This is a genomic window from Burkholderia sp. Bp9016, from assembly GCF_003857765.1.
Taxonomy (GTDB): domain Bacteria; phylum Pseudomonadota; class Gammaproteobacteria; order Burkholderiales; family Burkholderiaceae; genus Burkholderia.
On record NZ_QTPY01000002.1, the window covers coordinates 233,996 to 256,197 of the forward strand.

19 protein-coding genes, 1 tRNA gene and 1 pseudogene are annotated in these 22,202 nt (G+C 64.7%); 8 read left to right on the top strand and 13 right to left on the bottom strand.

The features are described from left to right. The first annotated feature begins 1 nt into the window (after nucleotide 1). Together DIE13_RS03515 and DIE13_RS03520 are read left to right on the top strand one after the other, a co-directional pair. A complete protein-coding gene (locus tag DIE13_RS03515) occupies nucleotides 2-1,219 on the top strand; it encodes an efflux RND transporter periplasmic adaptor subunit (RefSeq protein WP_124825848.1) in 1,218 nt (405 codons plus the stop codon). A 27-nt stretch (nucleotides 1,220-1,246) separates the two neighbouring features. Then, on the top strand, nucleotides 1,247-2,806 hold the full coding sequence (locus DIE13_RS03520; RefSeq protein WP_124825849.1) for a DHA2 family efflux MFS transporter permease subunit: 1,560 nt from the start codon (nucleotides 1,247-1,249) through the stop codon (nucleotides 2,804-2,806). 92 nt (nucleotides 2,807-2,898) lie between these two features. On the opposite strand, the gene truB is transcribed toward DIE13_RS03520, so the two are convergent. The 9 genes from truB to DIE13_RS03565 form a co-directional block, all read right to left on the bottom strand. Beyond that, nucleotides 2,899-3,831 (bottom strand): tRNA pseudouridine(55) synthase TruB, encoded by a 933-nt coding sequence (gene truB, locus DIE13_RS03525; protein WP_124825850.1) that lies wholly within the window; start codon nucleotides 3,829-3,831, stop codon nucleotides 2,899-2,901. 13 nt (nucleotides 3,832-3,844) lie between these two features. Continuing rightward, nucleotides 3,845-4,243, bottom strand: a complete 399-nt coding sequence (gene rbfA, locus DIE13_RS03530; RefSeq protein WP_006495346.1) for a 30S ribosome-binding factor RbfA — start codon at nucleotides 4,241-4,243, stop codon at nucleotides 3,845-3,847. Nucleotides 4,244-4,356: 113 nt separating this feature from the next. Beyond that, on the bottom strand, nucleotides 4,357-7,278 hold the full coding sequence (gene infB / locus DIE13_RS03535) for a translation initiation factor IF-2 (RefSeq protein WP_124825851.1): 2,922 nt from the start codon (nucleotides 7,276-7,278) through the stop codon (nucleotides 4,357-4,359). Nucleotides 7,279-7,369: 91 nt separating this feature from the next. Beyond that, a complete protein-coding gene (gene nusA / locus DIE13_RS03540) occupies nucleotides 7,370-8,845 on the bottom strand; it encodes a transcription termination factor NusA (protein ID WP_096506826.1) in 1,476 nt (491 codons plus the stop codon). Further along, on the bottom strand, nucleotides 8,845-9,303 hold the full coding sequence (gene rimP, locus DIE13_RS03545) for a ribosome maturation factor RimP (protein ID WP_096506827.1): 459 nt from the start codon (nucleotides 9,301-9,303) through the stop codon (nucleotides 8,845-8,847). Before rimP ends, nusA begins: the two co-directional genes overlap by 1 nt. Before the next feature lie 400 nt (nucleotides 9,304-9,703). Then, nucleotides 9,704-11,434 (bottom strand): 23S rRNA pseudouridine(2605) synthase RluB, encoded by a 1,731-nt coding sequence (gene rluB, locus DIE13_RS03550; RefSeq protein ID WP_124825852.1) that lies wholly within the window; start codon nucleotides 11,432-11,434, stop codon nucleotides 9,704-9,706. A 59-nt stretch (nucleotides 11,435-11,493) separates the two neighbouring features. Then, a complete protein-coding gene (gene scpB, locus DIE13_RS03555) occupies nucleotides 11,494-12,498 on the bottom strand; it encodes an SMC-Scp complex subunit ScpB (protein ID WP_124825853.1) in 1,005 nt (334 codons plus the stop codon). Nucleotides 12,499-12,770: 272 nt separating this feature from the next. Next, the gene (locus DIE13_RS03560; protein WP_124825854.1) at nucleotides 12,771-13,973 is read right to left on the bottom strand and encodes a pyridoxal phosphate-dependent aminotransferase; all 1,203 of its coding nucleotides are present in this window, start codon (nucleotides 13,971-13,973) and stop codon (nucleotides 12,771-12,773) included. 64 nt (nucleotides 13,974-14,037) lie between these two features. Beyond that, nucleotides 14,038-14,940 carry a LysR family transcriptional regulator gene (locus DIE13_RS03565; RefSeq protein WP_124825855.1) on the bottom strand — a complete coding sequence of 301 codons (903 nt, stop codon included), beginning with the start codon at nucleotides 14,938-14,940 and terminating at the stop codon, nucleotides 14,038-14,040. 430 nt (nucleotides 14,941-15,370) lie between these two features. Here DIE13_RS03565 and DIE13_RS03570 point away from each other — a divergent pair. Then, a pseudogene (locus tag DIE13_RS03570) lies at nucleotides 15,371-15,766 on the top strand (transposase); the annotation flags it as partial. A 201-nt stretch (nucleotides 15,767-15,967) separates the two neighbouring features. After that, nucleotides 15,968-16,219: a hypothetical protein gene (locus DIE13_RS03575; protein WP_124825856.1), complete on the top strand. Its 252-nt coding sequence runs from the start codon at nucleotides 15,968-15,970 to the stop codon at nucleotides 16,217-16,219. Nucleotides 16,220-16,409: 190 nt separating this feature from the next. Here DIE13_RS03575 and DIE13_RS03580 read toward each other — a convergent pair whose 3' ends face one another. Then, on the bottom strand, nucleotides 16,410-16,727 hold the full coding sequence (locus tag DIE13_RS03580) for a hypothetical protein (RefSeq protein ID WP_096506834.1): 318 nt from the start codon (nucleotides 16,725-16,727) through the stop codon (nucleotides 16,410-16,412). Between the two features lie 157 nt (nucleotides 16,728-16,884). Between DIE13_RS03580 and DIE13_RS03585 the strand changes: the two genes are divergently transcribed. The 3 genes from DIE13_RS03585 (at nucleotide 16,885) to DIE13_RS03595 (ending at nucleotide 18,494) form a co-directional block, all read left to right on the top strand. Then, nucleotides 16,885-17,601, top strand: coding sequence for a YdcF family protein (locus DIE13_RS03585; RefSeq protein ID WP_124825985.1), 717 nt, complete (start codon nucleotides 16,885-16,887; stop codon nucleotides 17,599-17,601). Between the two features lie 220 nt (nucleotides 17,602-17,821). Then, nucleotides 17,822-18,100: a hypothetical protein gene (locus DIE13_RS03590; RefSeq protein ID WP_124825857.1), complete on the top strand. Its 279-nt coding sequence runs from the start codon at nucleotides 17,822-17,824 to the stop codon at nucleotides 18,098-18,100. Nucleotides 18,101-18,236: 136 nt separating this feature from the next. Continuing rightward, entirely contained in the window at nucleotides 18,237-18,494 is a 258-nt protein-coding gene (locus DIE13_RS03595) for a DNA-binding protein (protein ID WP_096506837.1), read from the top strand. A gap of 43 nt (nucleotides 18,495-18,537) precedes the next feature. Here the strand turns inward: DIE13_RS03595 and DIE13_RS03600 are convergent, their stop codons facing one another. The 3 genes from DIE13_RS03600 to DIE13_RS03610 form a co-directional block, all read right to left on the bottom strand. Then, nucleotides 18,538-18,828 (bottom strand): putative quinol monooxygenase, encoded by a 291-nt coding sequence (locus DIE13_RS03600; protein WP_124825858.1) that lies wholly within the window; start codon nucleotides 18,826-18,828, stop codon nucleotides 18,538-18,540. A 529-nt stretch (nucleotides 18,829-19,357) separates the two neighbouring features. After that, entirely contained in the window at nucleotides 19,358-20,569 is a 1,212-nt protein-coding gene (gene bamC, locus DIE13_RS03605) for an outer membrane protein assembly factor BamC (RefSeq protein WP_124825859.1), read from the bottom strand. A 140-nt stretch (nucleotides 20,570-20,709) separates the two neighbouring features. Beyond that, a tRNA-Pro gene (locus tag DIE13_RS03610) sits at nucleotides 20,710-20,786 on the bottom strand. 419 nt (nucleotides 20,787-21,205) lie between these two features. Here DIE13_RS03610 and DIE13_RS03615 point away from each other — a divergent pair. After that, nucleotides 21,206-22,018, top strand: a complete 813-nt coding sequence (locus tag DIE13_RS03615; protein WP_233409972.1) for a tyrosine-protein phosphatase — start codon at nucleotides 21,206-21,208, stop codon at nucleotides 22,016-22,018. Nucleotides 22,019-22,202: the final 184 nt, after the last annotated feature.

Genomic DNA, 22,202 nt, shown 5'->3' on the forward strand with positions numbered 1-22,202 from the left:
CATGAGCGACGCTCAACAAAACGCCGCCAGCGCACAGCCGCAGAACAACGGGAAGCGCAAACGGATGATGACGCTGCTGATCGCGGTCATCGTGATCGCGGCCATCGCGTACGGCCTGTACTACTTCCTCGTCGCACGCTTCCATGAAGAGACCGACGACGCATACGTAAACGGCAACGTCGTGCAGATCACGCCGCAGGTCACGGGTACCGTGATCGCCGTGAAGGCCGACGATACGCAGACGGTCAAGGCCGGCGATCCGCTGGTCGTGCTCGATCCGGCCGATTCGCAAGTCGCCCTGCAGCAGGCAGAGGCCAACCTCGCCCAGACGGTGCGCCAGGTCCGCGGCCTGTTCGTCAACGACGACCAGTACCGCGCGCAAGTCGCACTGCGCGAGTCCGACCTGTCGAAGGCGCAGGACGACCTGCGTCGCCGCCTGGCTGTCGCGCAAACGGGCGCCGTGTCGCAGGAAGAAATCTCCCACGCACGCGACGCCGTGCGCGCTGCGCAGGCGTCGGTCGACGCGGCCCAGCAGCAGCTCGCATCGAACCGCGCGCTGACCGCGAACACGACGATCGCATCGCATCCGAACGTGCTGGCTGCCGCCGCGAAGGTTCGCGACGCGTATCTCGCGAATTCGCGTAACGTGCTGCCCGCCCCGGTCACCGGCTATGTCGCGAAGCGCTCGGTGCAAGTCGGTCAGCGGGTGTCGCCGGGCAATCCGCTGATGTCGGTCGTGCCGCTGAACGCGGTGTGGGTCGACGCGAACTTCAAGGAAGTCCAGCTCAAGCACATGCGCATCGGCCAGCCGGTCGAACTGACGGCCGACATCTACGGCTCGTCGATCGTCTACCACGGCAAGGTCGTCGGCTTCTCGGCCGGCACGGGCTCGGCGTTCTCGCTGCTGCCGGCGCAAAACGCGACGGGCAACTGGATCAAGGTCGTGCAGCGCCTGCCGGTGCGTATCGAAATCGATCCGAAGGACCTCGAGAAGCACCCGCTGCGCATCGGCCTGTCGATGCAGGTCGACGTCGACATCAAGGACGAGCGCGGCGACCAGCTCGCAAATGCGCAGAACACGGTCTACGAGACCGACGTGTTCGCAAAGTACGGTGACGAAGCCGATGCCGAAATCGCTCGCATCATCGCGGCGAACGCCGGCGGCAACGCGGCGGCACCGGCCGCGGCGAAGTCGAACGGCACCGCCAAGATGATGTAACGGCTCGATTCCGGAAAAACTACCGACATGGCACAGGCTCCTGTCTCCCACCCGCCCTTGCAGGGCGGGCAACTCGTGCTCGGGACGATCGCGGTATCGCTCGCGGTGTTCATGAACGTGCTCGACACGTCCATCGCGAACGTCGCGATCCCGACCATCTCGGGCGACCTCGGCGTGTCTTCCGACCAGGGTACGTGGGTCATCACGTCGTTCGCGGTCGCGAACGCGATCTCGGTCCCGCTGACGGGCTGGCTGACCGACCGTTTCGGGCAGGTTCGCCTGTTCCTCGCATCGATCATCCTGTTCGTCATCTCGTCGTGGATGTGCGGGCTGGCGCCGAGCCTGCCGTTCCTGCTCGCGTCGCGCGTGCTCCAGGGCGCGGTCGCCGGGCCTATGATCCCCCTGTCGCAATCGCTGCTGCTGTCGAGCTATCCCCGTGCGAAAGCGCCGATGGCGCTCGCCCTGTGGTCGATGACGACGCTGATAGCGCCGGTCGCAGGGCCGATCCTCGGCGGCTGGATCTCGGACAATTATTCGTGGCCGTGGATCTTCTACGTGAACATCCCCGTCGGCATCGCCGCGGCGCTTGCCACATGGTCGATCTACCGCACGCGCGAATCGACGGTGCGTCGCGCGCCGATCGATGCCGTCGGCCTCGCGCTGCTCGTGCTGTGGGTCGGCTCGCTGCAGATCATGCTCGACAAAGGCAAGGATCTCGACTGGTTCGCGTCGACCACGATCGTCGCGCTCGCGCTGATTGCGATCATCTCGTTCGCGTTCTTCGTGATCTGGGAGCTGACCGCGGAACATCCGGTCGTCGACCTGTCGCTGTTCCGGATGCGGAACTTCACCGGCGGCACGATCGCGCTGGCGGTCGGCTACGGGCTCTACTTCGGCAACCTCGTGCTGCTGCCGCTGTGGCTGCAGACCCAGATCGGCTATACGGCGACCGATGCGGGCCTCGTGATGGCACCCGTCGGGCTGTTCGCGATCCTGCTGTCGCCGCTGACCGGCAAGTTCCTGCCCCGCACCGACCCGCGCTACATCGCAACCGCCGCATTCCTGACGTTCGCGCTGTGCTTCTGGATGCGCTCGCTCTACACGACCGGCGTCGACGAATGGTCGCTGATGCTGCCGACGCTCGTGCAGGGCATCGCGATGGCCGGCTTCTTCATCCCGCTCGTGTCGATCACGCTGTCCGGCCTGCCCGGCCACCGCATTCCCGCGGCATCGGGCCTGTCGAACTTCGTGCGGATCATGTGCGGCGGCATCGGCACGTCGATCTTCCAGACCGCGTGGGATCATCGGAACAACTTCCACCACGCACAACTGGTCGAGCAGGCGAATCCTTACAACCCGACGTTCAACCAGGCCGTCACGCAGATGGGCAACCTCGGGCTCACGCCGGAGCAGGCGCATGGCCTGATCAACAACATGGCCACCCAGCAGGCTGCGCAACTCGGCGTGAACGATCTGTTCTACATTTCCGCGGCGATCTTCGTGCTGCTGATCGGGCTGATCTGGATCACGAAGCCCGAACGCGCGGGCGGTGGCGATGCGGGTGCGGCTGCGTCGGCCGCGCACTGAGCACCACGCTCAAGGCCACGCTCCAAACAAAAAGCCCGGTCGATTCGACCGGGCTTTTTTTCGTTCCGCCAACGGCGCCTGCGCGCCTCACATCACTCAGCCGTCACGACGAGACGTTCGGGAGCGAGCACGCCGTTGGCCTTGCGCGCCACGCCAAGCAGGCGTCGTGCGTCGTACACGCGCACCCGATCGCCTTCTGCCGCGTCGATCGAATCAAGCGCCGACAGCGGCAGGCGCTGGCCGTGCAGGAAGCGCTTCGCACAGGCGTCATCGAGACGCACCAGCGGAAACGTCGACAGCAGCGCATCGACCGGCTGAAGCCACACGTCGCGTGCCGCTTCCGCGGCATCGGACAGCGTGTCGAGCGTCACCGCATGCTCGAGCGTCAGCGCACCGACACCCGTGCGGCGCAGCATCGTCAGATGCGCACCGCAGCCGAGCGCTTCGCCGATATCTTCCGCGAGCGTGCGCACGTAAGTGCCCTTGCTGCAGGTCACGCGAAACGTCACGTCCGGCAGTTCGCAGGCGAGCAGATCGAGCACATGAATCGTCACGTTGCGGCCTTCCCGCTCGACGGTCTGGCCCGCGCGCGCGTATTCATACAGCGGCTTGCCGTCGCGCTTGAGCGCCGAATACATCGGCGGCACCTGCACGATCTCACCGGTAAAGCGCGCCAGCGCTGCTTCCACTCCCGCGAGGTCGCATTCGACGGCACGCGTGTCGAGCACGTCGCCTTCCGCATCGCCGGTAGTCGTGCGCACGCCGAGACGCATCGTCGCTTCATAGGTCTTGTCGGCTTCGAGCAAGTCCTGCGAAAACTTCGTCGCCTCGCCGAAACACAGCGGCAACAACCCCGAGGCCAGCGGATCGAGCGTGCCGGTATGACCGGCCTTCTTCGCGAGCAGCAGGCGCTTCGCGCGAATCAATGCGTCGTTGCTCGACAAACCGACAGGCTTGTCGAGCAGAAGGACGCCGTCCAGTGCGCGCCGCGGCACACGTGGACGCTGGTTTGCTGCAGTCGTCATAGGGCGCGCGAGCTCAGTCGTCCTTCGCGGGCGCGTCGGCTTCGTCGTCGTCCTTCGCGCGCGTCGAGTTGGCTTCCTTGATCAGGCGCGACATTTCGACCGCCTTCTCGATCGTCTGATCGTAGTGGAAATGCAGCGTCGGCACGGTATGAATGTGCAGGCGCTTGAACAGCAGGTTGTGCAGGTGACCCGACGCATGGTTCAACGCTTCCTGCGTCTTGTCCGGATCGCCGGTGAGCGCCGTGAAATAGACCTTCGCGTGCGCGTAGTCCGGCGTGAGCTCGACGCTCTGGATGGTCACGATACCGATCCGCGGGTCTTTGACCTCGCGCATGATGAGTTCGGACAGATCGCGCTGAATCTGATCGGCAATCTGAACGTTGCGATTGGGGGAAGTACGCTTCCTGGACATGATCGATCCGTGATCCGTTTATCAGGATAAAGCGGCGCGCCGTTGGCACGCCACCATGAAAATGGGCGGGACAGGCCCAAGCCTGCCCCGCCCCATGAGCCGATACGCGACGATTACAACGTACGTGCGACTTCGGTCACTTCGAAGACTTCGAACTGGTCGCCTTCGATGACGTCGTTGAAGTTCTTCACCGACATACCGCACTCGAAGCCTTGCTTGACTTCCTTCACGTCGTCCTTGAAGCGCTTCAGCGATTCGAGTTCGCCCGTGAAGATCACGACGTTGTTGCGCAGCACGCGAACCGACGACGAGCGCTTGACGATACCGTCGGTGACCATACAGCCGGCGACCGTGCCGATCTTCGGCACCTTGAACACCTGGCGCACCTCGACCATGCCGGTGATGACTTCGCGCTTCTCCGGCGCCAGCATGCCCGACATTGCCGCCTTCACCTCATCCACTGCGTCATAGATGATGTTGTAGTAGCGAATGTCGATACCGTTCGACTCGGCCAGCTTGCGCGCCTGTGCATCCGCACGCGTGTTGAAGCCGATGATGACCGCCTTCGATGCCGTTGCCAGGTTGACGTCGTTTTCGCTGATGCCGCCCACCGCGCTGTGCACGATCTGCACACGCACTTCGTCGGTTGACAGCTTGAGCAGCGACTGCACGAGTGCTTCCTGCGAGCCCTGCACGTCCGCCTTGATGATGAGTGGCAGGTTCTGCACTTCGCCTTCGCCCATCTGCTCGAGCATGCTTTCCAGCTTCGCGGCCTGCTGCTTCGCCAGCTTGACGTCGCGGAACTTGCCCTGACGGAACAGCGCGATTTCGCGCGCCTTGCGCTCGTCCGGCAGCACGATCACTTCCTCGCCTGCGCCCGGCACTTCCGACAGACCCTGGATTTCGACCGGGATCGACGGGCCAGCTTCCTTCGTCGGCTTGCCGTTCTCGTCGAGCATTGCACGCACGCGGCCATAAGCCGTGCCTGCCAGCACGATGTCGCCACGGTTCAGCGTACCGGACTGCACCAGGATCGTCGCGACCGGGCCCTTGCCCTTGTCGAGCTTCGCTTCGATCACGATGCCCTTGGCCGGCGCTTCGATCGGCGCCTTCAGTTCCAGCACTTCGGCTTGCAGCAGCACGTTTTCGAGCAGGTCGTCGATACCGGCGCCCGTCTTTGCCGACACCGGCACGAACGGCGAATCGCCACCGTATTCTTCCGGCACGACGCCTTCGGCGACCAGTTCCTGCTTGACGCGGTCCGGGTTCGCTTCCGGCTTGTCGATCTTGTTGATCGCCACGACGATCGGCACGCCACCCGCCTTCGCGTGAGCAATGGCTTCCTTCGTCTGCGGCATCACACCGTCGTCGGCAGCCACCACCAGCACCACGATGTCGGTCGCCTTCGCGCCGCGTGCGCGCATTGCCGTGAACGCCTCGTGACCCGGCGTATCGAGGAACGTGATGACGCCGCGCGGTGTATCGACGTGGTAAGCGCCGATGTGCTGCGTAATGCCGCCCGCTTCGCCCGCTGCAACCTTCGCGCGGCGGATGTGATCGAGCAGCGAGGTCTTGCCGTGGTCGACGTGACCCATCACCGTGACGACCGGCGGACGCGGCAGCTGCTCCGCATCGGTACTGGTCTCGCCTTCGACCAGCAGCGCTTCCGGATCGTCCAGCTTTGCCGCGACTGCGCGGTGGCCCAGTTCCTCGACGACGATCATCGCCGTTTCCTGATCCAGCACCTGGTTGATCGTGACCATCTGGCCCATCTTCATCATCACCTTGATGACTTCAGAGGCCTTGATCGACATCTTGTGCGCGAGATCGGCAACCGAAACGGTTTCCGGCACGTGCACTTCACGCACGATCGGTTCGGTCGGCGCCTGGAACGTCGATGCGCTGTCCTGGTGACGGCCGCGACCCTTCGGGCCGCCGCGCCAGCCGCGGTCGACACCGCCGCTCGAATCTCCACGCGTCTTGATGCCGCGGCGCTTCGCTGCGTCGTCCTGCCAGCCGCCCTTGCCGCCGCCCGGCTTCTTGTTGCGGTCGCCCGCACCTGCCGGAGCCTGCGTCGTAGCCGGCGCTGCACCTGCCGGCTTCTTCACGGCCGGACGTGCTTGCGCGCCCGCGCCAGCCGGCTTGGCCGGCTTGTGCAGCGTGCCCTTCGCTTCGGCCGGCTTCGGCGGTTCCACCGGCTTCGGCGGCTCGACCGCCTTGACCACTGCCTTGCGCGGCGTGTTCATCATTTCGCGGATCGCGCGTGCTTCGGCTTCTGCCGCCGCGCGACGCTTGCTGATCTCTTCCTGCTCGGCGCGCGCCTTATCCGCCGCCTCGCGGGCAGCGTCTTCGGCCTTCTTCGCCGCTTCACGCTGCGCCGCACGTTCTGCGGCTGCGCGTGCTTCGTCCTGCGCGGACTGCGTACCTGTCGCTTCCTGCTTGGCCTCGGCGGCCTGCTGGGCAGCAGCCTGCTGAGCCGCAGCGGCTTCGGCCGCAGCACGCTTCGCCGCAGCTTCTTCCTCGGCACGACGACGCTCGGCTTCAGCCGCTTCCTCGCGGGCACGACGCTCGGCTTCTTCACGCTCGAGGCGCTCTTGACGCTCGCGCAGTTCCTGCGCCTGCTTCTCGAGCAGTTCGGCCTCGCGGCGCGCCTCTTCCTCGCGACGCTTCAGTTCTGCGTCATCGTCCGCTTCGGCGACCTGCGCCTGACCCTGTTCCGCACCCTCGCTCACTTCGTCGCGCTTGACGAACGTGCGCTTCTTGCGGACCTCGACCTGAATGGTGCGAGCCTTGCCCGTCGCGTCAGATTGCTTGATCTCCGACGTATGCTTGCGGGTCAGCGTGATCTTGCGCTTGTCGCCGTCGGTTGCGCCGTGCGACTTGCGCAAATGATCGAGCAGACGCGCCTTGTCCGCTTCGGACAGCGCATCGTCTTCACTCGCTTTCTGGACGCCCGCTGCCTGCAGCTGCTCGAGCAGCACACCAGCAGGCATTTTCAGTTCCGCGGCAAATTGGGCTACGTTGTTACTCGCCATTCATTCCTCTTAGTGCAAGGACCGATTCCTTGCGGTTAGCATCGGGTCAGGCCATACGGCCGCCATCAAATCAGTGCGCCATGGTCATTTCTCACTGGAACCAATGTTCACGTGCTTTCATGATCAACGCCTTAGCGGCATCCTCTTCCATCCCGGTCATGTCGACCAGTTCATCCACAGCCAGCTCGGCGAGATCATCCCGCGTCTGCATGCCATGTTCGGCCAGCTTCGCGAGCAACTCCGGCGTGACGCCGTCGAGGCCCTTCAAATCCAGCGCTGCATTCTCGACCTTTTCTTCATTCGCGATCGCCATCGTCAGCAATGCGTCGCGCGCGCGGTTGCGCAGCTCATGCACGGTGTCCTCGTCGAATGCCTCGATTTCGAGCATTTCGTTGAGCGGCACATAAGCGATTTCTTCGAGACTCGTGAAGCCTTCGTCGATCAGGATGTCGGCAACTTCTTCGTCGACATCGAGACGCGCCATGAACAGCGCACGCAGGCGGTCGCGTTCCTCGCCCTGCTTCAGGGCGGACTCGTCCGGCGTCATGATGTTGATCTGCCAGCCGGTCAGTTCGCCGGCAAGGCGAACGTTCTGACCGCTGCGGCCGATCGCGACAGCCAGCTCGTTCTCGTCGACGACGACGTCCATCGAGTGCTTTTCTTCATCGACGACGATCGACTGGACAGCTGCCGGCGCGAGCGCGCCGATCACGAACTGGGCGGGATCCTCCGACCATAGCACGATGTCGATATTTTCGCCACCGAGCTCGTTGCGCACGGCCTGCACGCGCGAGCCGCGGATGCCGACGCAGGTGCCGATCGGATCGATCCGCTTGTCGTAGGCGATCACGCCGATCTTCGCGCGCACACCCGGATCGCGAGCGGCTGCCTTGATCTCGAGCAGGCCCTGCTCGATTTCCGGCACTTCCATCTCGAACAGCTTCATCAGGAATTCCGGCGCCGTACGCGACAGTTCGATCTGCGGACCGCGCGCGGTACGGTCGACCTTCGCGATGTACGCACGCACGCGGTCGCCCACGCGCAGGTTTTCCTTCGGGATCAACTGGTCGCGGCGCAGCAGCGCTTCGACACGGCCCGATTCGACGATGAAGTTGCCCTTGTCCAGGCGCTTCACCGTTCCCGTCATGATCTTTTCGCCACGCTCGAGGTAGTCGTTCAGGATCTGCTCGCGCTCGGCATCGCGCACCTTCTGCAGGATCACCTGCTTCGCAGCCTGCGCACCGATACGGCCGAACTCGATCGACGGCACCGGCTCCTCGATGAATTCGCCGACTTCGACGTCGGATTTCTGCTCACGCGCTTCGAACAGCAGGATCTCGCGATCCGGCTCCTGCAAGCCCGCCTCGTCGGGTACGACGAGCCAGCGACGGAAGGTTTCGTGCTCGCCGCTTTCGCGATCGATATGGACGCGAATTTCGGCGCCTTCGTCGAACAGCTTCTTGGACGCGGACGCGAGCGCAGCCTCGAGGGCGCCCAGCACCACATCCTTGTCGACGTTTTTCTCGCGCGCCAGCGCATCCACCAGCATCAACACTTCGCGACTCATTATTTGCGGCTCCTAAAGTCAACTTGCGGAATCAGGCGGGCTTTATCGATATCGGCCAGCGTGAAATCCAGCATGGCTGCCTCGCCCTTCTCCCTCTCAAATTCCAAACCGATCGTTTCGCCATTCGGCGCGTGCAGAATGCCACGGTACGTCTTGCGCCCGTCCAGCGGCTTTTTCAAGGTCACGGAAGCCTCGCTGCCGGCGAAGCGCTCGAAGTCGGCCAGCTTCTTCAACGGGCGGTCGAGCCCCGGGGACGAGACTTCAAGCCGTTCGTAATCGATGTTTTCGACCGTCAAGACGTGCTGGAGCTGACGCGTGACCTTTTCGCAATCTTCGAGCGAGATGCCGGCAAGCTGATCGATATAGATGCAAAGCATGCCGCGCCCGGTGCGCTCAAGATCCACCAGCTCGTAGCCGAGCCCGGTGACCGTGGTTTCTATCAGTTCCGTCAGTTGCACAGTGTCCTCTCAGGTGTTCGCGCCCGCCGCTCGCGATTCACCCGCGGGCGCGCGCCTTAGCCGGCGCAGGAAGCGCTACCCGAGATGCCTAACCGTTTCAGCAAAAAAAAATGGGCGGAACGCCCATCTTCTTACTGGTGGTCGCACCTGAGCCGCACATTGAATCCGTACGCCCAGCGACTCCGCGATTATAGCGATTTTTGGCGCAAACGCCAAGCCAGCCGGTAAAAGCGGCGCCCAGCCCGCCTTTACCGACCAAAAATGCGAAACCGGACCGTCCGACGAAGCGGAACAATCCGGCTGCGCTACATATATACAGTCAGCGACGTGCCGACAAAACCGAAACGACGTCGATTCCGTCGGCACACCGCAGCCTCACGCTGCGGTACGCCAGAAGCGCTTAGCGACCGCGCGAGCGATTGCGCTGCGGACGCTGCTGACCGCTGCGCGCACCGCCACCACCGTTACCGGCGCCTTCGGCGCGATTGCCGTTCGGATTGCGGTTGCCACCCTTGCCGCCGCCGCGCTTCCCGCCGGCGCCTTCACGCTTCGGACCGGCGCCATACGACGCGCGGTTGCCGTCGACATCGCGACCGCCGCCCGAGCGATTGCCGTAACCCGACGGCGCAACCGGCAAGCTGCCGTAGCCGCTCAGACCCGGCAAGCCCGGGCCACCGCGACGACCGCCGCCACCGCCGCGACGCGGCTGATCGAGCTGACCGTGCGTCGTCAGCACCGGCTCACGGCCGATGAAGCCCATCGACGTCTGCATCGGATCCGGCTGGCGGCGCTCGGCCTGGCCACCCGCACCGCGCTTGCCCCTTTCCTCGGTCGGCGCCTTCAAGCCGACGGTCGCCATCAGCTTGCGCACCTGCGCCTCGTCGAGTTCCTCCCAGCGACCGCGCTTCAGGCCGCGCGGCAGCGGAATCGGGCCGTGGCGCGTACGAATCAGGCGGCTCACCATCAGGCCGGCCGCCTCGAACATCCGGCGCACTTCGCGGTTGCGGCCTTCGGCCAGTGCGACGTGATACCAGTGGTTCGTGCCCTCGCCGCCGCCATCCCGGATGCGCAGGAAGTTTGCCGGACCGTCATCAAGTTCAACGCCGTGCAGCAGCTTCTGCCGCATGCCTTCGGACAGCTCGCCGACGACGCGCACCGCATATTCGCGCTCGACGCTGTAGCGCGGATGCATGAAGCGGTTCGCGAGATCGCCCGAAGTCGTCAGCATCAACAGACCTTCGGTATTGAAGTCGAGACGGCCGACCGCGAGCCATTTCGCGGTCTTCATCGGCGGCAGGCGGTCGAACACCGACGGACGGCCTTCCGGATCCGCGTGGCTGACGATCTCGCCGGTCGGCTTGTGGTACAGCAGTACACGCGGCGGCTTGTTCGGCAGTTTGCGCTTGACCGGCTTGCCGTTGATCCGGACCTGATCGGTCGGCATGATGCGCTGGCCAATGTGCGCGGGTTCACCGTTCACCGACACGCGACCGGCGACGATCAGCTCTTCCATTTCGCGACGCGAGCCCATGCCCGCTTCCGCGAGCACCTTGTGAAGCTTCGGCGCGTCGTCGTCCGGCGACAGCACGCGCTTGCTCGTCGGCTGGCTACGGCCGCGGCGCAGCATCGGCGCGCGCACGCCGCCGCCGCCCGCCGCGTTGTCCGCGTCGAACGCCGGCGACGTCACATAGGCGAACAGCTCGTCCTGCGACGCCTCGCCGTCAGTCTTCGCTGCGCCGCCTTCGGCTTTCGCCGCACCGCCGCGCCGCCCCTGGCCGCCTTGCGCACTCTGGGTACCCTGGACACCCTTGGCTGCGCCTTCGCGCTTGCCGGCCGGCTTGCGCACGCCACGGGCCGCACCTTCCTTGCGCGGCGCACGGGCGGGCTGTTGCGCTTCCGCGGTTTCGGCCGGCTGCGCTTCCGCGCCATCGCCGCCCTGCGGCTCGCCATCGGCGCCCTTCGACTTGGCCGCCGCGCGGCGACGTGCGATCAGGCTGCGCGGGCCGCGTCGCAGACCGCGGCGGGGACGCTCGTCACCACCCGCGGCCTGAGCGTCCTGCTCCGGCGCATCGTCGGCACGCGCTGCCTGCACGGCAGGCGCGGACGATTCAATATCGTGGATATCTGTCAAAACAACCTCAAAATGTCAGGTCTCGCGCCCGGCGGGGCGCGGCAAGAAGTCGGCCGCGATCAGGCGCGGCGCTGTTCGGGTTCTGCTTCGTCGTCCGGCAGCGCGTCGGCGCCGATGGGCGCACTGGCACTGCGTACGGCATCGGCAAGACTGTCGGACGTATCGTCCAGCATCTCGCCGTCCGCGGGACGGGAGCGCGAGGCGTCGGCCTGACAAGCCTTGTCCGGCATGTCACCGGCCGCTTCCACTCCATTTCCGGCAACCGCGTCGGCGGCCGGCTTGCGATCTTCCTCGTTCCATTCCGCGCGCAGCGGCTCCGGCCGCACGCCGGCCGGCGCTGCTTCGGCGCCGCCCTGTTCCATTTGCACGCGATCAGCTTCCAGCGTATCGCGGTTCGGCATTTCCTGCGTCGCCGAGATATCGGTCGCGGCGTCGCTCAGCTGCGCCTCAGCCGCTGCTTCACCTGCTTCCGGCAGATCGTCGGCAACCGGCGCCGCATCGCCGTCGAAGTCCATCGCCTGCTGTGCGAGCAGCGCGGCCTCGATGTTCGCGGCAGGCTCCTCGAGCGCGGGCAGGTCGTCGAGCGCCTTCAGGCCGAGATCGTCGAGGAACTGCTTGGTCGTCGCGTACAGCGCCGGGCGCCCCGGCACGTCGCGATGCCCGATTACTTCGATCCAGCCGCGATCCTCGAGCTGCTTGACCACCTGCGTATTGACCGTGACGCCGCGAATCTCCTCGATGTCGCCACGCGTGACGGGTTGCCGATACGCGATGATCGCGAGCGTTTCGAGCACCGCACGCGAATATTTCGGCGGCTTCTCGGGATGCAGGCGGTCCAGAAAATGGCGCATCGCCGGCTTGCTCTGAAAACGCCACCCGGTTGCCAGTGCCACCAGTTCGACGCCGCGACCGGACCAATCCTGTTTCAGATCTTCGAGCAACGTGCGGACCGTGTCAGCCGACACGCCGTCGGCAAAGAGCTTGCGCAAATCGCCAAGCTTCAGCGGTTCCTGCGCGCAGATCAAAGCAGTCTCGAGGACGATCTTCGCCTCTTGGGTATTCATGCAGCTAGGCCAGACCCTGTGGTCAAACGAACCGGATCAACAAACAGACGAAAGGAACGGAAGACGCGCTCGCCCGATTCTGATCGGTCATATTGATGGGAGCACGAACCGGGGGCGGCGAACCAACTTCAGGCCAGGCCCAAACCGGACGGAAACAGCACGGCTCAACGGCGGAACCGCGTGACTGAGCGCCATATTACGCAAAATTGCCCGGTGCGTAAAGACAAGCCGAACACCCCCCGCCCGCACGCCGCGCCCGCTCCGTCCCCGCTTCAGCACAGGGCCCCGCCGCGCGCGAGGAAGTTGCGCAGGCGCTCGACGCCCGCGTCGAGCCGAGCGGGATCGCACGCGTAGCACCAGCGCACGAAGCCCTCTCCCTCGGAGCCGAATGCGCGTCCGGGCGCCAGTCCGAGTCCGGCCTCACGCACCAGCGCCTTGCAGAACGCAAGGCTGTCATCGGCGCCCGGCAAGCGCAGGAAAAGATACATCGCACCCGGCGGAGGCGGCACGTCGACGCCCGGCAACGTCCGCAGCGCGGCAACCAGATGATCGCGTGCACCGCGCAGCGACGTGACGAACGACTGCACGAACGGCTCGCCGTCACGCAACGCGACCTCGCCCGCGGCCTGCACAAAACCCGGCGCACACGACGTGTTGTACTCGACCAGCTTCGACAGGTCACCCATGACCGACGCCGGTGCGACGAGCCATCCGAGCCGCCAGCCCGTCATCGCCCACGCCTTCGAAAACGAATTCAGGACGACCACCCGGTCGTCACGCGATGCGATATCGAGGAACGACGGCGCACCGCCCGGCCCGAACGCAAGCCGTTCGTACACTTCATCGGCGACCAGCCAGATTCCATGCCGCTGGCAATGCGCGAGCACGGCCTGCTGGTCGTCGCGCGACATCGTCCAGCCGGTCGGGTTGTTAGGCGAATTGACGAGCAGCATCCGCGTGTCGGGCGTCAGCGCCGCGAGCAAGCGATCGACGTCGAGCTGCCAGCCCGCATCGCCATAGTCAAGCCGCACGCATTCGACATGCGCACCGAGGATCTTCGGGATTTCGACGAGATTCGGCCAGAGCGGCGTGACGGCGACGACGCGGTCGCCTGGACCGACCAGCATCTGCGCGGCCAGCATCAGTGCGCTGACGCCCGAACTCGTGACGGCGACCGTATCGGCCGACGTCGCGCCGTGACGCGCGCTCACGTAGGCCGCGATCACATCGCGCAGCGGCGCAGTGCCGAGATTGTGCGTGTAGAAGGTCGCGCCGTCGCGCAGCGCCGCGGAGGCCGCGTCACGAATGAACGCCGGTGTCACGCGATCCGATTCGCCGAACCAGAACGGCAGCACGCCGGGCACGCCGACGCCCGCGTTCGCGACGTCCCTGATCAGCGACGCACGCAGCGCCCGGACTGCGCCGCGTGCGGCCGGCTCGCCCGTCGCCGGGTCGAAATCTGCGGAATGCGCCATCGAGAACCACCGCCGAGGAACACGATCCGCGTAGTGTACCGGCCCGCGCACCAGACCGGTGCCGTCAGTCGAGGTCTTCCGCTCGCGCCGGCATCTGGCGCGCAAGTTCCCAGATCGCCTGCGCAGCCGGCGACAACGACCGATCGCGGCGGCGCACCAGCTCGACGGTGCGCTCGGTGCGCGGCGTCAACGGCCGCGCGACCAGCGTCGATCCGGCCGGCAGCGGCAGCGACAGCCACGGCTGCACGCTCACGCCGACGCCGGCCTCGACGAGGCCGAACACCGTCGCCGAATGTCCGAGCTCCTGCATGACCGTCGCGCTCACGCGATGGGCGGCCAGCGCTGCATCGATCAGCGGCCGGCTTCCGGACGCATGGTCGAGGAGCACGAGGCGCTCACCGTCGAGCGCGGTCCACGGCACCTCGGCACGTGCCGCGAGCGGATGATCGGCACGTGCGACGAGGCAGAACGAGTCGGTCATCAGCGGCTCGCACACCAGATCGGCGACAGCGAGCGGCCCGATCACGACGCCGAAGTCGACCTCGCTCGACTTCACCTTGCGCAGCACATCGCTCTGCACGTCGTCGCGCAGGCCGAGCGTGACGAACGGAAACTGGCGCTCGCACGACGCGACGACGCGCGGCATCAGCCGGCACGCGATCGTCGGGCTCGCCGCGACGATCACGCGCCCGCGCCGTTGCTCGCCGATTTCGCGAATCTCCCGCAGCGTGTCGTCGAGATCGTCGATCAGACGCGACACGCTGGCGATCAGGTTCGCACCGACGTCGGTCAGTTGCACGTCGCGAGTCGTCCGGTCGATCAGCTTCAGCCCGAGTTCGGCCTCCAGTTCGCGCACGCAGCGGCTGACCGCAGACTGCGTCAGGCCGATCTCGTCGCCCGCGCGACTGAAGCTCTTCAACCGCGCAACCTCGATGAATACGCGAAGCTGGCGCAGCGTAACGTTCATCACCCTACCTCATCAATCGTAGATACCGATGCGCGATTTTAATGCGCGAAACCGGCGTCGATGCGCAATTCCGGCACCGGCCGCACATGTTTCGCTGCGGTGCAATATTCGCGCAAACGCACGTGGTGCGGGCGAATTGCACAAGATTGGTGATTGTCCCGATTTGCTGCACGGTTATTTTGGCGTCTTATACGCCCCTAGCTGACTTAGCCGTTAGCTCGCTGCCAAGCGGCTCTCGAGGGAATCGCCCCCGACGTGGCACGCTTCGTGCATTACCTGGCGCACAGGGCGCAGGTTTCGTCGGACGGAAGGCAGTAACGCCGCTGCCGGCCAACCGGACGCCCCCACCCGGCACTCGACGCTCGAGTGCTTGAAGAGTGCGCGGCGCAGGGCAGCGCACCGGAGTTAGCTTCGCTGAGGTGAGGACATGATGCTGTTCGACGATTTGAGAGATAACGAGTGGGCGCTGGTCGAGGGTCTGTTTTGCTCGGAACCCGAACGGAGCGAACGGCGCGGCCGTCCCCGCGTGGAGGCCCGTTCGGTGGTAAATGCAGTGCTGTGGGTGCTGTCAACGGGTGAAGGCTGGTCGAAGCTGCCGGGCCGCTATCCGTCCCCGCCGACCTGCCGCCGCCGCTTCGATGAATGGCAGGCAGACGGCACGCTCGCCGAAATCGTCAAGCGACTCGGCACGAGCGGCCGCCAGATTTCGCTGCGCGGACGCATTGGCGCGAGTGCGGCAAAGCCGCCCGCACCGCCGAGTCGCGACCGGCTGCGCGGCGCCTTCTGGACCAACCCCGAATCCTGGCGCGCCCCTGTGAAGATGGCGTAACGCATGCTCGATCGGGCGGCTTCGGCCGCCCGGTTTCTTTTCGGCCCCACGCGTTTGCGCGGCACGCGCGTTGCCATCGATTACCGTTGTCGTGCAGCGATACATCTATTTACCAATATTTACAGCAACCCTGCACTCCCACGCTTACCTTAGCGGAATATCAACAGGCCGCACCGACGGCTTGAAGGGAGCCCCGCCATGAAATCAATGTCACTGCTCGTCGCATGCGGCATTGTCATTTCGCTGGCGCTGACCACCCCCGCTCACGCAGACGATCGCGCGAAGCCGCCTCACCGCCAGCAGGATCACCGAAATACCCTCCGCCAGCAGCAGCCCGTTGCGCCGCCGAACCGACAGACAGTGCCGCGTGGCGACCTGCGCGGCGACATTGCGAGCAATGCACGCGCGCGTATCGGCTCACAGCCGTCCGACATGCCGCGTCACCCGTAACGCAGGTACTTCTCCAGGATTTCGTCAAAGAAAATTCCCGGATCCGGGAACTGCCAGGCATACGATGAGTCACATCGTTGCCATGAGCACAGCGTGGCAACAGCAAAAGTATCCGGTACGCCCGTATCCTCGTGATACGGGCTTTTTTTGGCGCCGGCGACGGCGCTCACGAGGACAGGAAGATTCGCCTCTACAGGCGGCTTTCGAGGATCGCCACGGCGCTTGCGTCGCTCAGCACGTAGTCGTCCGTGCGGCGATCGGTCCAGGACAGCAATTTCTCGTCGCGCTCGAGGCGCGCACATTCCGCTCGACCGTTGTCGGTGAGCACCGCGATGTCGACCGGCGCATGAAAACCCGGCGCGGGCGCAACGGTCTTCTGCCTGACCGTGTCCATCAGCCCAAGCGACCGAAGATACTCGAACACGCCCGGGCGGCGCGCCCACGGTACCTGGCGGTACTGCACTCGTCTCAATGCGTCGAGCACCGCTTCGTTGGAATACGTGGCCATCTCGATTCTTTCTTAAAGTGCAGCGACAATGCGAAGCGGTGCGCCGGGCAGGGTCTCCACCCGCCGATACCGCCACCGATTCTGGAAGCCGACGTTCGGCGTCGCGTCAGGGCCGGATCGTCAGCCGTCCATAAAAAGACACCATACCCCAATCAAATTGATTCTGTTCGATTCATTTGTACTTCTCTTCATCTGTTTCATGCTCTGCCGCAAGCGGCGTCGACTCATTGCAATCGTCGCTGCCGCCCTGTTCTGGCTGCTCGCGACAGGCTGGCTCGCCGCACCGCTCATCGCATGGAGCGAAGCAGGTGTCACACCGGTCGAGCACCCCGACATGCACGGCAATACCACGCTGATCCTGATCGGCGCCGGTACCCGACGCGCCGATTCCGGGCTACGGCCACCGCCCGACGGCGACGCACGCATCCGCAAGACCGCGGCGCTCTACCGCACGTGCCGGCAACAGGCCACCCGCTGCACCGTCGTGATGTCGGGCGGAGATCCGCAACATCACGGCGACACGGAAGCGGCCGTCTACGGGCGCCAGCTCATCGCGCAGGGTGTCGATTCCCGGGATCTCGTTCTCGAGCCGAAGAGCCGCACGACCTATGAAAACGCGCAATTCACTGCGTCTATACTACGCTCACAACATGACGACTCGCTCATTCTCGTTACGTCGTCATACCAGATGCGTCGCGCGCTGCTCGATTTCCGCCGTTTCGGCCTCGATCCGCAACCCGTGTACTCGAATCGCCGCCGTGCGCAGACCGGTTGGCTGCCCCGCCGGCACAACCTGTCCGACGCCGAACAGGCACTGCACGAACTGATCGGCATCGCACAATTTCACGTGTACCGGATGCTCGGATGGTTTTGACAGGTGACACGCACCGGACGCGCAACGGCAGCCCGGCCCGCGATGGCATCCGCGTGACGGAATGCCCGAAGTGTTGCGCGACTTCAACGGGGCCTTGCGCGGCGCGGCGATCCGGTGCACATTGATCCGTCACTTTTGTTACACTCGACACGCACTCGATTGCAGTCGCCAGACAAAACGGCAACACTCGGGTTCATCACCACTTAGCGGAGGTAAAGCAATGAAGAAGACGTCCCTGGCTATCCTGGTTGCGATGTCGGCGCTGACTGGCGCAGCGTATGCGCAAGAGAGCACGCAAATCCAGACCATCACCGACCCGGCCAAGATCGCCGAGATCGAGCAGCGCGCACAAGCCCTGCAACAGCAGCAAGCAGCCGAGGCTGCACAGCCGGCGGCGCGCGAAGAAGAGCATCACCATCATCACGCCAAGAAGGCTGCTCACCACAAGGCAGCCAAGAAGGCCGGCAAGGCCGCGCCGGCAGACGCCGCAAGCCAGTAAGTTCGGCGGCACCGCACAAGCGAAAAGCCGAATCCGGGCAACCGGATTCGGCTTTTTTGGTTGCGGCGCCTGCGCGCTGTGCTAAAGTCGCGCACCGAAATTTTCCACCCGTGCGCACCCCGGTGCGGAGGACAGCATGAGCAACATTCAACTCGACATCGAGTGGACCGAAGCCGCCACTCGCAAGATCAAGCAACTGATGCCGCGCGGCTCGGAGGACGCATTCCTCGCATTGCCGCCGATCGAGTGCCTGCCGATGGAAGGCGACGTGCTTTTCCTCGGCCCGCAAGGCAAGCAGCAGCCGTTCATCGTGGCCGAACGCCAGTATCACCACGATGGCGATGCCGACTGGACGATCATCCTGATCCTGGACGTACCCAGCGCGTCGCACTGACGCGCCGTGGCGGCCGGCAATACGTCCGGCCGCACCGCCCTCCTCACGCGAGCTTCGACAGCACGCGGATCTCGGAACGATCAATCCAGTCCGCGGCCACCTCCCGATAGGCCAGAATATGCGCGGAACGCGCGTGCGCGGCCAACGCCTCCTCGCTCTCCCAGCGCTCGACGAATACAAACCGTGCCGGCTCCTTCAGGTCCCGGTGCAAGTCGTACTGCAGCGCGCCCGCTTCCGAGCGGGTCGGCTCGACGATCCCCTCGAGCACGGCGCGCAACTTCTCTTCCGCGCCCGGCGTTGCCACGATCAGCGCGACGACTGCGATTTCCGCCATTCCCGGCTCCTTCATTCAGAAAGACCCGAAAATACGCGAATCCAGCATCGGCCGGATCGGCACATCTTCGATGACGGTCTCGCAAAAAAAATTGCCCGCGCTTCAGACGAAGCGCGGGCGAAACCGTCGCCCTACGAGGATAGGCGACGGGGCCATCGGGACCCGCGCATGGCACGGATCGTCATCGGTTGTACCGGCGCTCGTTGCGCCGGCGCTTGAAGGCGCCAGTACCGTCGGTCGCGCGCTCGCAACGCACGCCCGGTATCTGACACCGTCCTCCCTGTTCCAACAATTCCGATTTATAAAGCAGGTTGCGTGCCAACTTCAAATACGCCGACACACCATTGATCCATAAGGATATTTTCTAAAACCTTGACGATGTAACACCCGTTCCGCCGTCGTAACGCGCGGATGTTACGTAACGTCACACGGAGGGACCGAACCTCGCGCACACGCCAATACCGACGCGCGCGGACATAAAAAAGCCCGCCGGATGGCGGGCTTTTTCAGGAGCGGGAGCGAGCCGCGATCAGCGCAGCTGATTCACGAGCAGCGCCATGATCTGCCGGGCCGGCGACGACGTATCGATCGCACCCGAATCGTCGATGACCGCGACACGCGTCTGATCCGGCGTCAACGCCTTCACGTTCACGCGATATTGCTTCGCCTGCTTTTCCTTCTTGCCGTGGAACAACTGGCTCCAGAAGCCCTGCTCGGCCGCGCTCAGATCCTTCGGATCGACATAGCGCACGAAATACAGGCCCTTCGTGCGATCGCGATCGTCGACCGTGAAGTTCGCACGGTCGAGCGCGAGGCCGACGTGCAGCCACGACCGGTCGTACGGCTCGCCGAGCGTGACTTCGGGCGGCACCGAGCCGGACGAGTCGACGTCGCTTCCTTGCGACGACGCGCGCGCGACGTTCTGCGCGGCAATCGCCGCGGCGGCGGCCTTCGATGCGTCCGTGTCAGCCTTCTTGTCCTTCGACACCGCGTTGTCGTTGATGTTGGCGATCGGCGGCTCGCCGTTCTTCGCACGCTGCTCGTTCTGCGCGAGCACCGCCATCAACCTCTTCAGGTATTCCGTCTCGAGCGCCGGATCGTTCGGCTTCGCTTCCCACTTGCTCGAATCGTTGTTCGCACCGGTGAGCGCCTCGCGCATGCCCTTCTGGCTGATGAACACGTAGGTGCCGCCGTTGGGCGCCGAATCGAGACGCGTGCGGTACTTGTTGCGCTCTGCCGTCACGTACGAGTTGCCCATCGCTTTCGAAATCACGCCACGGATCAGGCCGTCGTTGATCTGCGGATGAGTTTCGTTCCAGTCGGTTTCCATCACACCCTTGTCGCGCTGGTCGACGACCAGCAGGAAGCCCTGCTCCTGCCAGAAACGGCGAACCTGCGGCCAGATGTCGGCGGGCTTCTTGCCGTCGATCACGAGCCAGCTCTCGGTGCCGTCACGCTGGATATGCATGCCCGAAACGGCTGGAACGACGGTGTCCGTCGCGGGCGCCGCCTGCTGAACCTGCTGGAGCGCGGACAGGGAAGTCGCGCCACCCTGCGGCGGCAACGAGCGCTGATCGGCCGTCTCGTCGAGCATGTTGGGCGGCACTGCGAGCGACGCTTCCTTCGATTTCGAATCGCTCTTGTAGTCCACTTTCGTGGGCGACGACGTACCGCAACCGGCAACGAGCGCGCCGGTGGCGAGCACTGCAGCGAACCGCATGGTAAGACGAAGATCAGTCATGTTCGGGGAATCCTCTTCCGCTAAATCACGGCGCTTTCCGTGGATCAACCTTGCATTTTACCGGGGCCGCGCCGGGATGTGCAAAAAAGCGACGGGCAAGAAAAAACCCGCGTCAGCCTGAACTGACGCGGGTTCTTGTCTGGTCGGGGCGAGAGGATTTGAACCTCCGACCACCTGCACCCCATGCAGGTACGCTACCAGGCTGCGCTACGCCCCGAAAGAAAAAAATTATAACAGACAGTTGTCCCGTTTAGAACGGGTCATATGCATTTTGTGATCGTTCTCGTGAAATTTTTCGACGGGTACGCCCATGACCGACGCCCACACAGTGTCGCAGCGAAGCCCTTCTCCCATTCCCGCCTAATCAAAAAGGACGATGGCCGTTTCGCCACGGATCGCTACCGTGCGCTTACCCGGCGCGAGCGCGGCGCGCACGGCGAATCGTCCGACCGCATGTCGATCGACGCGGCCTATCCGCGCTTCGCCGCGTCGTGCGGAAAGCGTCGGCAGCGATCCCGATCGCAACCGCGATCGCGACTTCCTGTAACAGTCTCCGACAAAGGCCAGTGAATGAACCAGAAAAACGAATTTTCCCGTCGACATTTTCTTCGGCTGGGTGCCGGCACTTTGGGCATCGTGCTCGGAAGCACGCCGCTACTGTCCGCGTGCGGTGGCGACTCGATCTCGGTCGCCCCGGTCACGACGCCCAGACTCGGTTCGGCGGCGAACTTTCGTGACGCCGCGGGACCCGATGGAACGGGCTACGCGTCGACAAGCGGCGCAGCGATGAAAAAAGGCGTGGTCTACCGGTCGTCGGCACTCGCATTGTCCGCTGCCGACGTTGCGACGGTCGACACGCTCGGCATCACGCAGGTCTGCGACCTGCGCACGACGTCCGAGATCCACGCGCAGCCGGACGTGCCGCTGGCCGGCGCCACATGGCAGAACCTCAACGTGCTCGGCGTCACCGACATCGGTCCGCTACCGACCAACGGTGCGACCGCAGCAGCCTTCATGCAGACCATGTACCGGGCATTCGTGACGACGGAAACGGCGCGGACGGGTTACCACACGCTGTTCGCCGGATTTGCCGCGTCCGGCGGCAATCTTGTCTTTCACTGCACGGCCGGCAAGGATCGCACCGGCTGGGCTGCAGCCATTCTGCAAACGATCGTCGGCGTCCCGCAACAGACGATTCTCACGGATTACCTGCTGACCAACGTCTACAGCGCATCCGAAATCGCCGCCTATGTCGCGCAGGCGCAGAGAAGCGGCGGACAGGATGCGGCCGACATGATGGCCGCATTGCAGGGCGCGCGAACGGCCTATCTGCAAGCGGCATACGACCAGGTCGCCACGTCGTACGGGTCGATGGCGTCGTACATCGACAACGGCCTGCAGCTCGACCAGGCAACGCAAAATGCGATCCGGCAGCGCCTGCTGGTCTGAGCGACTCCACCGGCGCCGATAGCGAAATCGCCCGATTGCCATTTCCGAATCGGTCGCGCGGTTCGGCCGATACGCAACCCGGCGCCGACCAACGCCGGGTTCGCCGATCCGGCACCTGACGGGTTGCCTCCCCGAAAACAAAAACCAAACGACCGTTTGATCCTGTCACCCCGCCGCCGCGAGT